Annotated in this window: 20 protein-coding genes and 1 pseudogene; 10 read left to right on the top strand and 11 right to left on the bottom strand. The window is 67.0% G+C overall.

Annotated elements, in window-relative coordinates:
- Positions 1–77: 77 nt before the first annotated feature.
- From HWD93_RS02060 to HWD93_RS02045, 5 genes and pseudogenes are all read left to right on the top strand, one after another.
- Complete coding sequence (locus HWD93_RS02060; RefSeq protein ID WP_261645885.1) at positions 78–1055, top strand: alpha/beta hydrolase; 978 nt, start codon at positions 78–80, stop codon at positions 1053–1055.
- Positions 1056–1063: 8 nt separating this feature from the next.
- Positions 1064–1207, top strand: a pseudogene (locus tag HWD93_RS19615) (NAD-dependent epimerase/dehydratase family protein); the annotation flags it as partial.
- A gap of 38 nt (positions 1208–1245) precedes the next feature.
- The gene (locus HWD93_RS02055; RefSeq protein WP_306576839.1) at positions 1246–2007 is read left to right on the top strand and encodes an NAD-dependent epimerase/dehydratase family protein; all 762 of its coding nucleotides are present in this window, start codon (positions 1246–1248) and stop codon (positions 2005–2007) included.
- A gap of 463 nt (positions 2008–2470) precedes the next feature.
- Positions 2471–2851, top strand: coding sequence for a hypothetical protein (locus tag HWD93_RS02050; RefSeq protein ID WP_139199247.1), 381 nt, complete (start codon positions 2471–2473; stop codon positions 2849–2851).
- A 166-nt stretch (positions 2852–3017) separates the two neighbouring features.
- Entirely contained in the window at positions 3018–3473 is a 456-nt protein-coding gene (locus HWD93_RS02045) for a DUF1772 domain-containing protein (protein WP_261645884.1), read from the top strand.
- A gap of 39 nt (positions 3474–3512) precedes the next feature.
- On the opposite strand, the gene HWD93_RS02040 is transcribed toward HWD93_RS02045, so the two are convergent.
- The gene (locus HWD93_RS02040) at positions 3513–4415 is read right to left on the bottom strand and encodes a S9 family peptidase (protein WP_261645883.1); all 903 of its coding nucleotides are present in this window, start codon (positions 4413–4415) and stop codon (positions 3513–3515) included.
- Between the two features lie 82 nt (positions 4416–4497).
- Here HWD93_RS02040 and HWD93_RS02035 point away from each other — a divergent pair, with 82 nt between their 5' ends.
- On the top strand, positions 4498–4917 hold the full coding sequence (locus HWD93_RS02035; protein WP_261645882.1) for an NUDIX domain-containing protein: 420 nt from the start codon (positions 4498–4500) through the stop codon (positions 4915–4917).
- Positions 4918–5252: 335 nt separating this feature from the next.
- Here the strand turns inward: HWD93_RS02035 and HWD93_RS02030 are convergent, their stop codons facing one another.
- The 3 genes from HWD93_RS02030 to HWD93_RS02020 all read right to left on the bottom strand — a co-directional run bounded on the left by HWD93_RS02030 (position 5253) and on the right by HWD93_RS02020 (position 7007).
- Complete coding sequence (locus tag HWD93_RS02030) at positions 5253–5537, bottom strand: hypothetical protein (protein WP_261645881.1); 285 nt, start codon at positions 5535–5537, stop codon at positions 5253–5255.
- Positions 5538–6395: 858 nt separating this feature from the next.
- Complete coding sequence (locus tag HWD93_RS02025; protein ID WP_261645880.1) at positions 6396–6668, bottom strand: hypothetical protein; 273 nt, start codon at positions 6666–6668, stop codon at positions 6396–6398.
- Between the two features lie 33 nt (positions 6669–6701).
- On the bottom strand, positions 6702–7007 hold the full coding sequence (locus HWD93_RS02020) for a hypothetical protein (protein WP_261645879.1): 306 nt from the start codon (positions 7005–7007) through the stop codon (positions 6702–6704).
- Positions 7008–7281: 274 nt separating this feature from the next.
- Between HWD93_RS02020 and HWD93_RS02015 the strand changes: the two genes are divergently transcribed.
- The 4 genes from HWD93_RS02015 (at position 7282) to HWD93_RS02000 (ending at position 9925) form a co-directional block, all read left to right on the top strand.
- Positions 7282–7626 carry a DUF2750 domain-containing protein gene (locus HWD93_RS02015; protein WP_261645878.1) on the top strand — a complete coding sequence of 115 codons (345 nt, stop codon included), beginning with the start codon at positions 7282–7284 and terminating at the stop codon, positions 7624–7626.
- Between the two features lie 475 nt (positions 7627–8101).
- Positions 8102–8713: a hypothetical protein gene (locus HWD93_RS02010; RefSeq protein WP_261645877.1), complete on the top strand. Its 612-nt coding sequence runs from the start codon at positions 8102–8104 to the stop codon at positions 8711–8713.
- A gap of 95 nt (positions 8714–8808) precedes the next feature.
- The gene (locus HWD93_RS02005; RefSeq protein ID WP_261645876.1) at positions 8809–9444 is read left to right on the top strand and encodes a hypothetical protein; all 636 of its coding nucleotides are present in this window, start codon (positions 8809–8811) and stop codon (positions 9442–9444) included.
- Positions 9445–9529: 85 nt separating this feature from the next.
- On the top strand, positions 9530–9925 hold the full coding sequence (locus tag HWD93_RS02000) for a hypothetical protein (RefSeq protein ID WP_261645875.1): 396 nt from the start codon (positions 9530–9532) through the stop codon (positions 9923–9925).
- Positions 9926–9982: 57 nt separating this feature from the next.
- Here the strand turns inward: HWD93_RS02000 and HWD93_RS01995 are convergent, their stop codons facing one another.
- From HWD93_RS01995 to HWD93_RS01965, 7 genes are all read right to left on the bottom strand, one after another.
- A complete protein-coding gene (locus tag HWD93_RS01995; protein ID WP_261645874.1) occupies positions 9983–10426 on the bottom strand; it encodes a barstar family protein in 444 nt (147 codons plus the stop codon).
- Positions 10427–11392: 966 nt separating this feature from the next.
- Positions 11393–12760, bottom strand: a complete 1368-nt coding sequence (gene dnaB, locus HWD93_RS01990; protein ID WP_070417481.1) for a replicative DNA helicase — start codon at positions 12758–12760, stop codon at positions 11393–11395.
- Between the two features lie 558 nt (positions 12761–13318).
- Positions 13319–13771, bottom strand: coding sequence for a 50S ribosomal protein L9 (gene rplI / locus HWD93_RS01985; RefSeq protein ID WP_069712629.1), 453 nt, complete (start codon positions 13769–13771; stop codon positions 13319–13321).
- Positions 13772–13785: 14 nt separating this feature from the next.
- Positions 13786–14043, bottom strand: a complete 258-nt coding sequence (gene rpsR / locus HWD93_RS01980) for a 30S ribosomal protein S18 (RefSeq protein WP_017887834.1) — start codon at positions 14041–14043, stop codon at positions 13786–13788.
- A gap of 47 nt (positions 14044–14090) precedes the next feature.
- The gene (locus HWD93_RS01975) at positions 14091–14660 is read right to left on the bottom strand and encodes a single-stranded DNA-binding protein (RefSeq protein WP_070417480.1); all 570 of its coding nucleotides are present in this window, start codon (positions 14658–14660) and stop codon (positions 14091–14093) included.
- A 3-nt stretch (positions 14661–14663) separates the two neighbouring features.
- Positions 14664–15041 carry a 30S ribosomal protein S6 gene (gene rpsF, locus HWD93_RS01970; RefSeq protein WP_070417479.1) on the bottom strand — a complete coding sequence of 126 codons (378 nt, stop codon included), beginning with the start codon at positions 15039–15041 and terminating at the stop codon, positions 14664–14666.
- 159 nt (positions 15042–15200) lie between these two features.
- On the bottom strand, positions 15201–16637 hold the full coding sequence (locus HWD93_RS01965; protein WP_261645873.1) for a CCA tRNA nucleotidyltransferase: 1437 nt from the start codon (positions 16635–16637) through the stop codon (positions 15201–15203).
- Positions 16638–16710 lie beyond the last annotated feature (73 nt).

The following is a 16710-nucleotide window of genomic DNA, read 5'->3' as shown; positions in this document are numbered from 1 at the left end:
GCCCGCGCCCCATCGGCTGCCGGGTACTCACACGCGGCTCACGGGGGTCGCCACTTCTTCATCGAAGGAGTGCACCCGTGTCCGAAGTCATCACCCGCCCGCCGTTCGACCCCGAACTCGTGCCGTTCCTCGACGCCCTCGCAGCGCGCGGTCCCGTCACCATCACGCCCGAGGTGTTGCCGCACATGCGGCAGCTCGACGTCACCGAGGCCGAACTCGATGCACGGCTGCACGCCCGCGGGTACGAGCGTCGACGCATCACCGTCCCCGGTCACCGCGGCGACCCGATCGACCTCGCGGTGATCCAGCGCATCGGTCGCACCGGCGCGACCACGGGGGTGTACACGATCCACGGGGGCGGCATGGTGTTCGGCCACCACCTCGGGAACCTCGACTCCTACGACGACTGGCTGCTGGTCCACGACGTCGTGCTCGTCAGCGTGGACTACCGCCTCGCGCCCGAGTACCCGGACCCGTTCCCGGTCGAGGACTGCTACGCCGGGCTCGTGTGGGTGTCCGAGCACGCCGAGGAGCTCGGCATCGACCCGGACCGCATCGTCATCGCCGGGCAGAGCGCCGGGGGTGGCCTCGCAGCGGGCACGGCCCTGCTCGCCCGCGACCGACGCGGGCCGTCGCTGCTGGCCCAGATCCTCGTGTCGCCGATGCTCGACGACCGCGACGAGACCGTCTCCACCGTGCAGATCGACGGTGTCGGGGTCGCCGACCGCCAGCTGACCCGGTTCGGCTGGGACGCCTACCTCGGCAGCCGACGCGCCACCGACGACGTGTCCGTGTACGCCGCTCCCGCTCGGGCGACGGACCTCGCCGGACTCCCGCGCACCTACATCGACTGCGGCAGCGCCGAGGTCTTCCGCGACGAGACCGTGGCCTTCGCGAGCGGACTCTGGGCAGCGGGCGTCGACGCCGAGCTCCACGTGTGGCCAGGAGCCTTCCACGGCTTCACGAGCATGCTCCCCGACGCCACGATCTCCAGGACGGCGACCGCCGCGCTGGCGGGGTGGACGAGCCGGACGCTCGGGGTCGACCACGGTTGAATGGGTCCATGCGGGCACTGGTGCTGGGTGGGACCGGATGGCTCGGACGTGCGATCGTCCGGGACCTCCTCGAGGACGGCGTCGCGGTCACCTGCCTCGCACGCGGTGCGACGGGTGACGTCCCGGACGGCGCCCGACTCGTCCGCACCGATCGTCGTGCGGACGGTGCCTACGAACCCGTGCGTGGCGCGTGGGACGAGGTGGTCGAACTCTCGTCCGTCCCGCGCTCGACGCGCTCGCAGACTCCGCCGCGCACTGGACGCTCGTCTCGACCACCTCGGTCTACGCCCGGAACGACGAACCGGGCGCGGACGAGACCGCCGAGGTCGTCGAACCCGTCGACCTGACGCAGTACGCGGACGCCAAGGTCGCCGCCGAGCGGAGCAGCGCCGACCGACTCGGGTCGCGGCTCCTGGTCGCCCGACCCGGCCTCATCGTCGGCCCGGGCGACCCGAGCGACCGGTTCGGGTACTGGCCCGCCCGACTCAGCCGACCCGGGCCGGTGCTGGTCCCCACGTCGGAAGGGCGTTCCGTGCAGGTCATCGACGTCGCGGACCTGGCCGCGTGGGTCGGACGTGCTTGGCGAACGGGCCAGACCGGGGTCGTCAACGCCGTCGGCGAGGTCGTGCCGATGCGGGACTTCTTCCGCCTGGTCGTCGACGCCACGGGGTTCGACGGCGAGCTCGTCGAGGTCGAGGACGACGTGCTGCTCACCCACGACGTGCAGTACTGGGCGGGGCCGAGGTCGTTGCCGCTGTGGCTTCCGCACTCCGATGCGGCGCTGATGCACCGGTCTGCGCGGGCGTTCCGCGATGCCGGGGGTCGGAGTCGTCCGCTGACGGAGACCCTCGCTGGGGTGCTCGACGACGAGCGGGATCGCGGGCTGGAGCGGCCGCGGCGGGCGGGGCTCGGGGCGGCCGACGAGGCGGCGGTGCTCGCAGCGGTCCGGTGACCTCGGTCGCGGTGCTCAGTCCAGCTTGCGTCGGCGCAGTCGCTCGAACCAGCCGGCCGTCGCGATCGACTGCCCGACGTCGCCGTTGCCGGCCATCGTTCCGGCAGCTAGCCCGAGGAAGGTCGTCCCGCACGCGTCGCACAGCGTCCGTGTGGCCGTCCGGACCGGTTCGCCTTGGATGGGCAGTCGGCACTGGTCACAGCGTTGTTGCACGGTCCCCCCGATCGTCAGCGGTGCCGCTCCAGCGTGCCCGAGGAACGTGGTTTGCCCTGGATGGGTAGTCGGCACTGTCACAGCGTTGTTGCACGACTGCTGCGCCTGTGGCGGAGACCCTATACGCAATGCTCCAGGAATTGCAGTCCGCCGAACAGCGGACTGTTGACCGCATCTCGCCGGTGTTAGCGTCCGAACGGGATCCCGAAGGCATTTCGGGGAATCCGCGAGCGGAAGTGAATGAGGCAACATGAACATCACCAGCCAAATCTCCCGAGAAACGACGTCGACCTTTACCGGTCGAAAGCGATTCGGCGCTCTCCTGCTGGTCGCCGTGGCCTTCGTCACCGCCACCCTGTTCACCGGAGGTCCGGCACACGCCGAGAAGATCGGGTCACTCCTGACCATCGGGTGCGGGAACAAGACCGCCCAGTTGAACTGGACGAGCACGGGTGAAGTCCACATCTTCGGTTCACCAGACCGCAATTCGGCCGGAACGAACCTGATCCGCGTGGTCACGAAGAGCGGTTCGTACAGCTACAACTCCGGGTACCACACGTACACGTTCCAGATCGGCGCTTCGACGGGCCACGTCACGAGCGTCAAGCAGGTCTGCGTCGCGCAGTCGTAAGAGCCACGGTCAACAGGAGCGACCCCGCAGGCAGCGGGGCCGCTCCTGTTCCGTTTCGTGGTCGAATGCGCGCCGTCGCGGCTCCCAGGCACCGATGACGGTTCTGTCGAACCTGTGTGAGCGCCACGTCAGCGTGGTGTGAGTGGCTCGGACGAGGCTGTGGTCCGTGAACGTGGTCCTGGTCGTGCAGCTCGTCCTCGTCGGTCTCCTCGCCGGTGAGGAGTTCATCGTGCGGTGGGGCGTCCAACCCGCGATGGCCTCCCTGCCGGACGATGCCCACCTCCGCACGCGGATCGCGCTCGTCAAGTCGCTCAAGGTCGTCGTGCCGATGCTGATGGTGCCGGCAGTGCTCGCCACGGTCGCCGTCCTGGTCGTCGCCGGCGCGGGCGACGGTCTCAGGTGGCGAGTGGCAGCCGCAGTGGCGCTCGGGGTGTTCGTCCTCGCGTCGTTCCTCGGTACGGTCCCGATCAACATCGGGGTCAACGACTGGGATCCGCTCGACCCGCCGGCGGACTGGAAGCGGGTCGTGGTGCGGTGGGAGCGGATCGACGTGGTCCGGTCGAGCGCGGCGATCGTGGCGTTCGTGCTGTCCGCGATCGGGGTCGTGCAGATCGGGGCGTGACGGAGGGCCGGTCGATCGACGACCGGACGGGCGAGGAGGTCAGTCTGCGTTCCGCTCTCGGAGCAGATGCCGGACGGCTGCGTCCAGGACGTACGCCGGCATCGCGTGTCCGCCGTTGAACACCTCGGTGGTCAGGATGCCTGGCCGGAACGCTTCGAGGACCTGCTGCACGCCGTGGAGCGGGAAGAGGCCGTCGTCATGTCCGGCGGCGACGAAGACGGACTGATCGACGGCGGAGGCGACGAGCGGAACGTCGCCGGCCGCGGTGAGCCCCGGAACGAACCACGCGGGATTGTGGCGAATGCGTTCCGACTCGAACGAGGCCAGCGTCCCGATGCCGCAGCTCACGACGCCCCGCGTCAGGCGGGGGTCGACTGCGAGGGAGAACAGCGCGACCTGACCGCCGAGCGAGTGCCCGATGATCCCGAGCTCGGTGCCGACCGCACCCGTGTCCTGCATCCAGCTCGTCACCGTGGCGATGTCGCGCGTGTGCTTCGCCTGCAGACTGCTGCCGTTCGACACCCGGAACAATGCGTCGAGCCGTTCGTCCGCGGCGGGGTCGTCGGTCCAGTCGCGTCGTCGCTCCTCGAATCCGACGAGGTCCGGCAGGATCACTCGCGCTCCGGCACTCGCGAGCGCTGCACCGTAGGCGAGTGCCGGGTCGCCCGTCAGCCCCGCCGGCTCGCTCTTGCCGACAGTGAACGCCCCCGCGTGTTGGTGAACGGCGATGACGTCCACGCCGGCGGGATCATCCGGCGTGAGGAGGAGGCACGGGATCGTGTCGCCGTCGAGGGTGTCGAGCTCGATGCGCTCGCTCCACACCGAGCCCTCGTGGCAGAGCGGCGAACGGCGGACCGCCGTCGGGTGGATCGACTCCGGCGCCGGGATCGCGAGCAGCTCGCGGATCTTCGATCGAGCCGGACCGCCGATCGCTTGCGCCATCTCTGGACGCTACCAGCGCTCAGAGGCCGATCGGACGTCGTGACGCCTGCCGGACCGAGGTGGTGGATGGTGAACTGAGATCATGCGTATTCGATCAGCCGCAGTCGTCGTGCTCGATGAGCAGGTGCTGGTGATCAAGAGACGCAAGGACGGTCGGAGCTACTGCGTGCTCCCCGGAGGCGGCGTCGAAGAGGGCGAGAACCTGCGCGAGGCCTGCTTCCGTGAACTCCGCAAAGAGACCGGGCTCGAAGGCGACGTGGGCGATCTGCTCGACGTTCCCGTGGACGGCGACGTGCCCGCCGCCTACTTTGCGGTGCGAGTGACCTCCACGGAGGTGTCGCTCGGAGGACCTGAGCTGCGCCGTGCGTCGGCAGGTAACGAGTACGACCCGAGCTGGATCGCCGCAACGTCACTCGACGAGGAACGGCTTGTTCCTGACGAAGCGCGACAGGCAGTACACCTCGTCTTGAGCGCGCAAAAGCCGCCCCGATCCGTCTCGTGAGCCGATCGGCCGTCGAGACGGCCAAGGACCGCTGCAGCGGGCGGATCTCATATGCTCCGAGCATGGGGATGAACAAGGACCAGCAGCTCACGGTCATCGTCGGAGCCCTTGTGGCAGTGTTCGCCGGCGTGGGCGTGATCGTCGCGTGGGCGACGGAGTTCATCAGCCTCTAGTCGCTCGCTGAGCGATCGGCTACCGAACGTCATGCTGCGCCGGTAGCGTTCGAGTGGTGACGTCCTACCGGGCTGAGCCACTCGGGCCCGGTGGTTCGTTGAGTCACCGGCTACGGCGGCGTGCTCGGCGTAATCAGTCCGACCAGCGCGATCCGCTAAGCGTCAGTTGTGACGCCTTCTATTGGCTGCGGTCGCTGTGGCGTAACCAGAGAGGACCAACGCCACGAACACGATGATGATCAGCCCTACGGCAATGTCCAGGCCCGTATCTTGCGAGAGCGTTATCCATATTCGGGCAACTGCGACCACGACCGCGACGGCCGCGCCGAGGAACAAGACGAGTGCGATGACGAGCAGACTCAGTGCGACGCCACGCCATGGCGCAGCCTGACCCTTGTTGGGCGGCGCTGGACGGCGGTCTCCGTACGGCGAGGAGGAGTCGGACACCATCTGAATCTAGTCGGAGACCGCGACGAACCAAGCGGCCGGCAGAGGATGTTTGCATCTCGTGCCGATCGCCCAGCACTTCGTCGCGGCGCAGCGACGTCGACAAGCCCCGGTGTGAGCAGCTTCGCTCGTGTCGTGATCGCGTTCCGGAAACCGATCGACTACCGGACACCGGCACCAGCGCTGCTGTAGTTGCCGAGGACGCCGTCCGCTTCGCACTCGGGTGCCGCGTCTGCCCTGTCTTACAACTGTCCACCATGACGCGTGAGCCACCGAGCTCCTACGAGGCGTGGCAAGGTGACCCCATGAACACAGGAGCCGATCGGTGGGGTGTCCCAGACACGATGTTCGGCGGCCCCATCCCCGACGAGTTCGCCGCAGCGATCGCCCGCGTCGCGCTCCTGTCCGCACTCGTGGAGAGCAAACTTCACGGGCTGCTCTCGACCGTCGGAACCGACCCGCAGAGTACGTGGGCCGGACGTCCCGCTGGCGCTGTCCTCGACGAGCTCGACCAGATCGCACGAGCGGGCATACCCGCTCGACGGTCAGCACCTCCGAAGCTCATTCACGCTCTCCGATCAGAGGTCGCAGCCGCCCGTACGGACGCTCACACCCGCAACGAACTCCTCCACGCCGTCTGGCCTCTCCCCCTCGTCGATGGCGGTGTGGGGTGGAAACCACTCCCCCCCTAAACAACGGGAGAACCCCGCCGCCTGGACCCGGTCCGTGACGGGCGAGTTCAAACCCCTCATCACCCGGCTCGTCAACCACGTCAGCACCATCGAGACGCTCCGAGCCAGGACCGAGGAACTCCCTCGAAACCAGAATCCCCCAACCCAGTAGTGAGTGCCGAGTCAGCTATGGGGCAATGATGCGTCGGTACGGGATCTGGATGGCGTGAACCATCGGCTCGCGTACGGCGGCCCTGATCGTGCTGGCGGTCCTGGCGGCATCCACGCGCTCATGCCTTGGCCACCGCTGCTCGCTGCGACCGCCGTCGCCGTCGCCGTCGCCGTTGCCGTTGCCGTTGCCGTTGCCGTTGCCCGAACGATTCTGATCACGCTGGGGCCGCGCGTCGCCCGTCAGCAGAAACGGGAGCGCCGTGAGGAGCAGAACCAACGTGTCCGTCAACCGATCCTTCCGGACCCACGGCGCTGGACACATCTACGGAAGCGGCTGCCGTCGGATCCAGACGGTGACGCTCACATGAGCGAGCCCGCTCCCAGCAGCACAGATCATTGCCCATCCGATGAGGCTGCGTCCCGTGGCGATGAAGCCGATCCCGAACGCGAAGACGAGCGCGACTAGGAGTGCACCGAGAACGAGCATCACCAGGCTGATCACGGGACTGGCGTTCTGAGTGAGCCGTGCGTCACGCACCCACGTTGGATTCCGCACACGCCATAGGAAGAGCGCGACGGTCCCCACCAGGATCACGACGCTCGCCGCGAGGAGGATCGCTTCAGCCACGACGAGATGCTAGCTCGCCCTCAGTCCCACGTAGGCGACGTCCAAAATCGCCAGACTGCTTGCCCCGCGAACCGATCGGCTATCGGACACTTCTAGGCTCGGGACATGGGGATGAATAAGGGTGAACGGTTGGCCGCGGTCGTCGGGGGCGCGGTGGCGGTACTCGCCGGGTGTGGTCTGGCAGTCGCAGCCTCTCTTGGTCTGTTCGGCACGTAGTCGAACTACGTCACCGACCGATCCGCGTGTGCGACGGTTGTCGAGCTAGGTTCTCCGTGTGAGCACGAGCGCAGCACAGGCACAAGCGTTCTTTGACGAACTCGGAAGCGAAGGCCCGGTCTGGGTGATCGAGGACGATGGCGGTGTCGCCGCTCCGATGGGATCGAGCGGCCGACGAGTGATGCCCTTCTGGTCGCGACGATCGCGTGCCGAGCGCATCATCCGTACTGTTCGCGCGTACGAGGGATTCCGGCCGTTGGAGATCTCGCGCGAGCACTTTGCGTCTCGTTGGCTTCCGGGGCTGCAACGGGACGGCCTCCTTGCCGGCGTCAACTGGTCTGGAGCGGGTGCGACCGGTTATGACCTGACCCCCGATGAGGTCGCTGTCCGACTGTCCGCCTGACGATCCTCTGCAGCAGTCCCGATTGCTCGTAGCCCATGCGGCTGCCACTGTCTGGCCAGTGCAGCACCCTATTCATCTCCACAGATTTGGGGGGCTTTGCTGTGCGCGCGCACAATTACAGCCGCGTAACGATCGCCCGGAGTATCCGCTCGCCCGTCAGCGACGCGCTTACGCCACGGTCGGAGCGGGCCGCTGACCTGGGATTTCAAGGTGGTCATCGAACTGGAGGCGGTGTGAGCCGGATTCGGTGGCACGACCAGATGCAATCTCGCCACGATTCCTGAATGTTGCGTAGTGCACCAGTCCTCTTTTTGGCCGACTCCCGCGACAGCCTGAGCGGAAGCCAAGGTCGTTCCATCGACAACTTCGGTCGATCGAACAAGGGGGCAGTTTGCTAGTACCAATCAGGCATCGGGTCGGGCTGGGTGTCGTTGCGGCGGTCGCTGTCGCCGCGCCACTTATCTTCGGAACCACGATGAGCGCGACCGCGTCTGCAGGGGAACCCGCGACGCTCGAGGAGTTCTTCACCGACAACGGCGTCAGCACCGCCACCGCCGAGGCCCTTCAGCAGAAGTACGACGGCGGAACGCTCTTGGACTCCATGCGTGGAGCAAGCCCGGTCGGTTCGCGGGAGGTGGGCACGGCGAACGAGCTGAAGACGATCACAACGTTCCCAGACGGCTCAATCTCCGTCACCACGGTCGAGCGGCCGACGACTTCGACCTCCGGTGGGTTCTCGACCAAGGCGGTCGGGAACTGCGCGAAGAAGACCACGTCGCACTACAGCACGACCTACCACGACTGCGCCGCGGAGGCCTCCGACGGTGTTCTGACGGTCGGGATGCACCTCACCTACACGCTGGTCTCCGGGACCGGCGACACCATCAACGAGATCACGACGCCGTATCAGTTCGCTCGTGGTGGTCAGGCGGCGACGCCGAAGATTTCCATCCAGCGCAAGACCGAGACTTCTGCTGGGCCTGCGTACGCGCGCGGCTCGACTCAGTTCAGCGGATCCGCGGGCAGTTACACGGGGACGATGTACGTCAAGGTCGGCGGCGACAAGGCATGGACGACGGGCTGGTGAGCTCGATGACGAAGGAGACCACAATCATGAACAGCACCCGAACCCGCCGAGTCGCAACATTCGCAACTGCTGTCGCAGCCGCAGCATGCCTCAGTGTGACCCTCGCCGTTCCTGCTCACGCGGCCACCAGCGACGATGAGGCGTACACACGGAGCTTCCTGACCGAGTACGGCGTCCCCACCACGACCCAGGACGCCCTCGTCGACAAGCTCTCGCACGGTCAGACTCTCGACTCTGCGAAGTCCGGAGCGATCCCGGTGTCGTCGCGCACCATCACGACTGCTACCGCAGATGAGGTCGTTTCGACCTTCGCTGATGGCTCGATCAGCGTTTCCGGGACCGAGCAAGCGGCGCCGGCGGCATCGGGATCGATCGCGCCGCGCGCCATCAAGGGTTGCAAGGAGTCGAACGGCGGCGGCTACGTGGTGATGTCTGGTTGCACCGTTTACCTCCAGACCGCAAGCTACGAGCTATCCTTCAAGGCCACGTACGAGCGCTATACCGGCGGCGCGCAGATCGACTCGGCACCGAGCAGCTCGCTCTACGTCAACGCGTTCTGGGGGTCCGTCGACAGCAAGTCCCTCGCCATCAAGCGTAAGAAGCAGGACGGCTCAAAGGATGCGGTGGCGACCGCCCACGCGCACTATGTCGGGAACACCGGGCATCAGTCGGAGGATCTCTACATGTCGCTCCACGTGAACTCCTCGAAGGCGTTCACGACGAACTACTGAGACTGATCAGGGGGCGATGAGTCGCTGTCGCCCCCTGATCCGCCAGTAGCATTTCCACACACCTATCGCCGACAAAGGAACCCCGATGGCCGTCACCGACGCTCAGACCACAACACCGACGCATCCGATCCGCCCGCTGATCGGTGCGGCGGTTATTGCCGTGTTCCTGGCGTACTTCGAGCTCGCCACGCGCGCCTCCGACGTGGTCATCGTGGCGTTCCTCATCCTCACCATCAGCGCCGTCATCTCGACCATCGCGAACATTCGAAACGCGACCCGTCTCCGTCACCAGGCACACGGCAACATCGCCGTTGCTGTCTGGGCAGCCGCCGTCGCCGTGGTCGCTGTAGGGCTCGGTTGGTTGGGCGGAGCAGTCCTGCTCAACGGCAACGCACAAGGCATCGTTGCGATCCTGGTCGCGATCGCCTTCTTGATCGTCAGCGTCTTCACCGCCATCGCCGCCAGCAAAGCCACCGACTAGAACAACAGTCACTCGGATCGAATTGCATCGCCCGACCAGCCCGGCAGCGGATCCTCTTCAGGACAAGATCGTGAGGAGCCGGTTCCCGAAGAGTGCTGCGTAGCGTCCCTGCCTCCTCAGAATGTGCTGCACATCGTCGGCTATCCGTGGGAGTCGCTGAGTGAAACGCTCGAAGCCGGAGAGGATCAGGACGAGGCCTGTCTCGGTCGCATCCCACCCGTAGTCCGCCTCGGCTACGTCTGACATGCAGTCGTTGAGCGCGTCCAGGTTCTTCCCGAAGTGGCTGGGGAACTGAAGGGCCGTCGCGAAGGCGATGTGCATCTGCTTGCCTTCTTGCCAAGCCCCGGCGTCCAGCTCGATGACCCGATAGCCCTCGCGCCGAAGCCACGTCTCGGCATTGCGCAACGCAGCATCGTCTCGCAGCCTGCGGACGAATCCGTCGCGGGCAATCTCAAAGTCCAGCCTGTTGCCGAGGATGTCGTCGGTGGAGAACGCGGGCACGTTCAAACCGTAGTACGCGAGGAGGTCAGAGTACGGCCGCGACCGATCTCGCAAGAGCCGTCGCTACCCATCAGCGTCTCTGATAGGGATCGGCCAGCGGACAGTCGATGAATCAGCGGTCCGCGGTCAGCGGTCCGACCGGCCAGCTCGCCCGGAGACGATCAGCACCGCGCACGCCACGACGATGAGTACTGCCCCGAGAATTCTTTGTTGGCACCCCCGGGGGCACTACGAAGAGGCCAACTCCGCAAGCCGCGAGAACGATCAGAAGCGTGAGCGTCCTAGGCCGGATGTGCATGCGTCCGATCGGCTACCGAGACGGTGCGGGCGGCGCTGGCGGTGATAGACAGAGACATCCGACCCACGAAAGCGACGCCAAGCTCGGAAGCTGACAGACCCTGAGCAGCGAGCCGTGACGTAGGCAATCGAGCGACTCAATCGCGATCTCGTGATCGGCCGATCAGCGCGTCGGCCCACAGGCCCACGCCGCCGATTAGAAGGACGATGCCGATGATCCAGGTCGGGAACCCGTGCGTCGTAGTCACAGTCCGTACCGGCGTCAGTACGCAAATCAAACCCAGCACAAGGGAGGCCGTTGCAACGCTCGCCCGTCGCCAGAAATTCGACCTCTTCATGAGACGAACTTAGCCAGCGCCAGGAAGCGAGATCGCACAATCATCCTGTCCGCTAGCCGGTCGTCGACCGGACTCGGCGACGCCGAGGATGCGGAGGTACTTGCCGTAGGCGAGGGCGGTTCGTTGCTGAGGTGCCTGCTAGCGCGACCTGTCGGGAGCTCTTGTCTCAGATAGGTGGTCCGCGATCCTTCTCGGCGGAGGTGCGTCATGCGGACGCTTCGCGCGCGCTCCCGGGTCCCGGGGTGAGCGACGGACCGTCGCCCCCGCCCGCGCGCATGGCGACAAGTTGTGTGCGGAGGACACAAGTTGTAAGCGCAGCGACAAGAAGGCCCTACTGCGGCATGTCCACGAACCTCGAGAACATCCCGTGGAACGCCACCGTGATCGTGTCAGTCGGCCCGTTGCGGTGCTTCGCCACGATGAGGTCCGCCTCACCCTGCCGCGGGTTGTCCTTCTCGTACGCCGACTCGCGGTGCAGCAGGATGACCATGTCGGCGTCCTGCTCGATCGACCCGGACTCACGCAGGTCGGAGATCTGGGGCTTCTTGTCGGCACGCTGCTCGGGACCACGGTTCAGCTGCGACAGTGCGACGACGGGGACCTGGAGCTCCTTCGCCATGAGCTTCAGCGCACGCGAGAACTCGGAGACCTCTTGCTGGCGGGACTCGACCTTCTTGCCGGAGGTCATGAGCTGCAGGTAGTCGATGACGACCATGCGGAGGTTGTGCTGCTGCTTGAGGCGCCGGCACTTCGCCCGGATCTCGACGAGCGTCATGTTGGGGGAGTCGTCGATGAAGAACGGCGCGTCGTTGATCCGCCCACGGGTCTGCGCGATCGTCGTCCAGTCGCGGGAGTCGACGGTGCCCTTGCGCATGTTCTGCAGGGGCACGCTGGACTCGGCGGAGAGCAGACGCATCGCGATCTCGGCGCGACCCATCTCGAGCGAGAAGAACGCGGCGGTCTCGTTGTGCTTGATGGCGGCCGCGCGGCAGAGGTCGAGCGCGAGCGTCGACTTCCCGAGGGCCGGGCGGGCGGCGATGATGATGAGCTGGCCGGGGTGGAAGCCGTTGGTGAGGCCGTCGAGCTGGGCGAAGCCGGTCGGGACACCGGTCATCTGCCCGTCGCGCCCCTTCGCGGCCTCGATCTCGTCGAGGGCGGCGGAGATGGCGTCGGTGAGGGGGACGTAGTCCTCGGTCTGGACACCACCGGCGACGTTGTAGACCTCGGCCTGGGCGCTGTTCACGAGGTCGGTGACCTCACCCTCGGACGCGTAGCCCATCTGCACGATGCGGGTGCCCGCGTCGACCAGGCGGCGCAGCACGGCCTTCTCCGCCACGATCGCCGCGTAGTACCCGGCGTTCGCTGCGGTGGGCACCATGCTCGTCACGCTGTGCAGGTACTCAGCGCCGCCGGCGCGGGACAGCAGGCCGGTCTTCGTCAGCTCGTCTGTGACGGCGATGACGTCGGTCGGCTCACCGTGCGAGTAGAGGGACAGGATCGCGTCGAAGATGACCTCGTGCTTGGGGATGTAGAAGTCCACGCCACGTGCGGTCTCGATGACGTCGGCCACGGCGTCCTTCGACAGGAGCATGCCGCCGATCGTCGACTGCTCGGCGAGCATGTCGTGCGGGGGAGTGCGTTCCGCGCCACCACGATCCGCGTAGTCCTGCGGCGCGGGTTCGAGATGCGCGATCGACACACTTGCTCCTCTTGTTCAGTGACGGCTCGTCCAGTGGCTGCGACGGGTCCGCCGACGGCGGCCGTGACGAACCGACCGTCCCTGTTCTACCCCGGGCGACCGACATCGCCGAGTCGCTGGGCCAAGCTACGGGGACAGAGTTATCCCCAGCAAACGGCGCTGTGGATAACTCTGTGGAGAGCCTGCGGAACACGCCGGGATGCTGTGTGGACAACTGTGGACAGGGGTGTGGACAAGTGTGCTGGGGAACACACTTTCGACAGCTTGACCTGGGGTTTCGTGTTCCACACCATGTGTGGAGAAGTGGGGTTCAAGTACGCATTGAAGGTTGCCGATCCGACCGTTTCGCCTGTGTAAAAACAGTTGACAAACGGAAACCTGAGGACAACTTTCCCAAGCCGTTCCCAGCAAGCGCGACCCTGTCTGAGAAGTAACCGGTCAGCGCGGGACGAGCCGCGCCTCCTGGGTCGGAACCGCCACCGACGACCCCGGAACGCGACGACGGGCGGGCCTCCCGGAGGAGACCCGCCCGTCGTGAGCGGAAGACCGCAGCCAGTGTTACTTGGCGGCGACGACCTGGAGCGAGATCACGGCAGTGATGTCCTCGCGCAGACGCACGGTGGCCTCGTGGTCACCGACGGTCTTGATGGTCGCGGGGACCTCGACCTTGCGCTTGTCGAGCGAGCCGACGCCCTGCGCCTGGACGGCGTCAGCGACGTCGCCCGGACGGACGGAGCCGAACAGACGACCGTCCTTGCCGGCCTTGACGGTCAGCTTGATGGTCGCGTTCTCGAGCTTCATCTTGAGGTCCTGTGCCTCTTCGATGGTGGCGAGCTCGCGAGCGGCACGTGCCGCACGGATCGACTCGACCTGCTTCTCGCCGCCCTTGGACCACGCGACAGCGAAGCCCTGCGGGATCAGGTAGTTGCGGGCGTAGCCGTTCTTGACGTCGACGACGTCACCGGCGGAACCGAGGCCGGAGACCTCGTGGGTGAGGATGAGCTTCGACATGTGTCGACCTCCGATCAGCGGCCGGAGCCGGCGTAGGGGAGGAGCGCCATCTCACGGGCGTTCTTCACGGCACGGGCGATGAGGCGCTGCTCCTGGACGGAGACGCCGGTGATGCGACGGGCGCGGATCTTGCCACGCTCCGAGATGAACTTGCGAAGGGTCGCGACGTCCTTGTAGTCGATGACGCCGACCTTGATCGACTTCGCGGGAGCGGCGTTCTTGCCGCCCTTACCGCGAGGCTTCCGGCGATCGCCGGTGCTCTTTCCAGCCATTGTTTGTCCTTAAGAAGTGGAAGTTGTGTCCGTTGAACCGCGGAGGATCAGAACGGGGTCTCATCGTCGTACGTGCCGCCCGGGGTGCTCCACACGTCGTTCGACTGTGCGTTGCCGCCCTGCTGGCCACCCTGGGGGGACCAGGGCGCGTCCGACTGACCGCCGCCGTTGTTGTTCCAGCCGCCGCCGTTGCCGCCGTTGCCCGCCGGGGCGTTGCCGCCACCGACCTGGCCACGACCGCCGCCGGAGCCACCCGCAGCACGGGTGATCTGCGCGGTCGCGTAGCGGAGCGACGGGCCGATCTCGTCGACCTCGAGCTCGATGCTCGTGCGCTGCTGGCCCTCACGGTCCTGGTACGAGCGCTGACGGAGACGACCCTGCGCGATGACGCGCGAGCCCTTCGTCAGCGAGCCCGCCACGTGCTCGGCGAACTCGCGCCAGACGCTCGCACGGAGGAACAGCGCGTCGCCGTCCTTCCACTCGTTCGCCTGACGGTCGAACGTGCGAGGAGTCGACGCGATGGTGAAGTTCGCCACGGCGAGCCCGTTCTGCGTGTACCGCAGCTCCGGGTCCGCGGTGAGGTTGCCCACCACCGTGATGACGGTTTCGCCGGCCACGGGTTACTCGGCGCTCGCGGTCGCGGTTGCGTTGGCGGCCTTGCGGGCCGCGCGGGCCTCGTCGCGCTGCTTCTGGGCGGCGACCTGCGCGATGCCCTCTTCGGCGCGGAGGACCTTCGTGCGGAGCACGGCCTCGGAGAGGCCGAGCTGACGGTCCAGCTCCTTGGCGGCCTCGGGGGTGGACGTGAAGTCCACGACGGCGTAGATGCCCTCGGACTTCTTCGCGATCTCGTAGGCGAGACGACGACGGCCCCAGACGTCCACGTTGTCGACGGTGCCACCGTCGTTGCGGATCACAGCGAGGAACTTGTCCAGGCTGGGAGCGACGGTGCGCTCGTCGATCTCGGGGTCGAGGATCGCCATCAGTTCGTACTGGTGCATGCGGAACCCACCTCCTCTGGTCTCAGCGGCCCCGAGCAGTTCTCGGGGCAGGAGGGTTGATGCATGTGTCCTGCCACGCAGAGTGCGTGCGGACAACCCGGCAAGCTTAGCGGACGGCCTGGAGGCGCGCCACCGGCTGTGCAGAACCGATCGCGTCCGTCAGGCGGTCGCGTCGCGGGCGGCCCACCAGTCGCGCAGACGCGCTTCGGCATCGTCGGACCCGAGGGGGCCCTCGTCCATCCGCACCTCGAGGAGGAAGCGGTAGGCCTCGCCCACGGCACGCCCCGGCGGGATGTCGAGGATGCGCATGATGTCGTCGCCGGAGAGGTCCGGCCGGATCGAGTCGAGCTTCTCCTGCTCGGAGAGTTCCCGGATCCGGTCCTCGAGGTCGTCGTACGCGAAGGCGAGCCGGTCGGCCTTGCGGCGGTTCCGGGTGGTGACGTCGGAGCGGGTGAGCTCGTGCAGGCGTTCGAGCTGGTCGCCGGCGTCCCGGACGTAGCGACGGACGGCGGAGTCGGTCCACGCGCCGTCCGTGTAGCCGAAGAAGCGGAGGTGCAGCTCGATCAGGCGGCTGACGGCGGCGATGGTGTCGTTGTCGAAGCGCAGGGCACGGAGCCGCTTCTTCGCGAGCTTCGAGCCGACGAGGTCGTGGTGGTGGAAGCTCACGGCGCCGCCGGGCTCGAGCTTGCGGGTCGCGGGCTTCCCGATGTCGTGCAGGAGCGCTGCGAGTCGGAGCACGGTGTCGGGGGCGTCGCCGGGGTGCCGCTCGGCCTCGTAGCCGATCGCCTGCGTCAGGACCGTGAGGGAGTGCTCGTAGACGTCCTTGTGGTGGTGGTGCTCGTCGATCTCGAGCCGCATCGCCGGCAGTTCGGGGAGGAACCGCTCGGCCAGCCCGGTGTCGACGAGCAGCCGCACGCCGTCCACCGGTTCGTCCGTGTTCAGGAGCTTGACCAGTTCGTCGCGGACCCGCTCGGCGGAGACGATGTCGATCGAGTCGACCAGGTCCGTCATGGCCTCGCGCACCTCGTCCGAGACCGTGAAGCCGAGCTGCGCGGTGAACCGGGCGGCGCGCATCATCCGCAGGGGGTCGTCGCGGAAGGAGACCCGGGCGGCCTGGGGCGTGTGCAGGCGCTCGGCGAGGAGGTCCTCGACGCCGCCGTGCACGTCGACGAGCTCCCGCGCGGGCAACCGGAGCGCCATCGCGTTGACGGTGAAGTCGCGGCGGAGCAGGTCGTCCTCGATGGTGTCGCCGAACGCGACCTCGGGCTTGCGGGTCTCGCCGTCGTAGACGTCGCTGCGGTACGTGGTGATCTCGACCTGCTCGCCGGCCACCCGCGCGGCGATGGTGCCGAACTGCCGACCGACGTCCCAGGTGTTGCTCGCGATCGGTCCGACGATCCGCAGGATGTCGTCCGGACGGGCGTCGGTGGTGAAGTCGAGGTCGGTGACCGCACGCCCGAGGAAGGCGTCGCGGACGGGCCCACCGACGAGGGCCAGTTCGTGTCCGGCGTCGGCGAAGGCCCGAGCGAGGATGGCGACGGGCTCGGTGGCGGCGAGTGCGTCGAGTCGCTCGACGGCCTGGGCAACGGACTGCATGACGGTCCTCATCCTCCCAGATCGCAGGCCTGAGTTCTCCACAACGTGCGCGCGCACGGGAGCGTTCATGGTC

The organism is Curtobacterium sp. C2H10 (assembly GCF_025407985.1).
GTDB lineage: Bacteria > Actinomycetota > Actinomycetes > Actinomycetales > Microbacteriaceae > Curtobacterium.
Note: the sequence above shows the minus strand (reverse complement) of the source record. Positions and strands in the feature narration are given on the sequence as shown.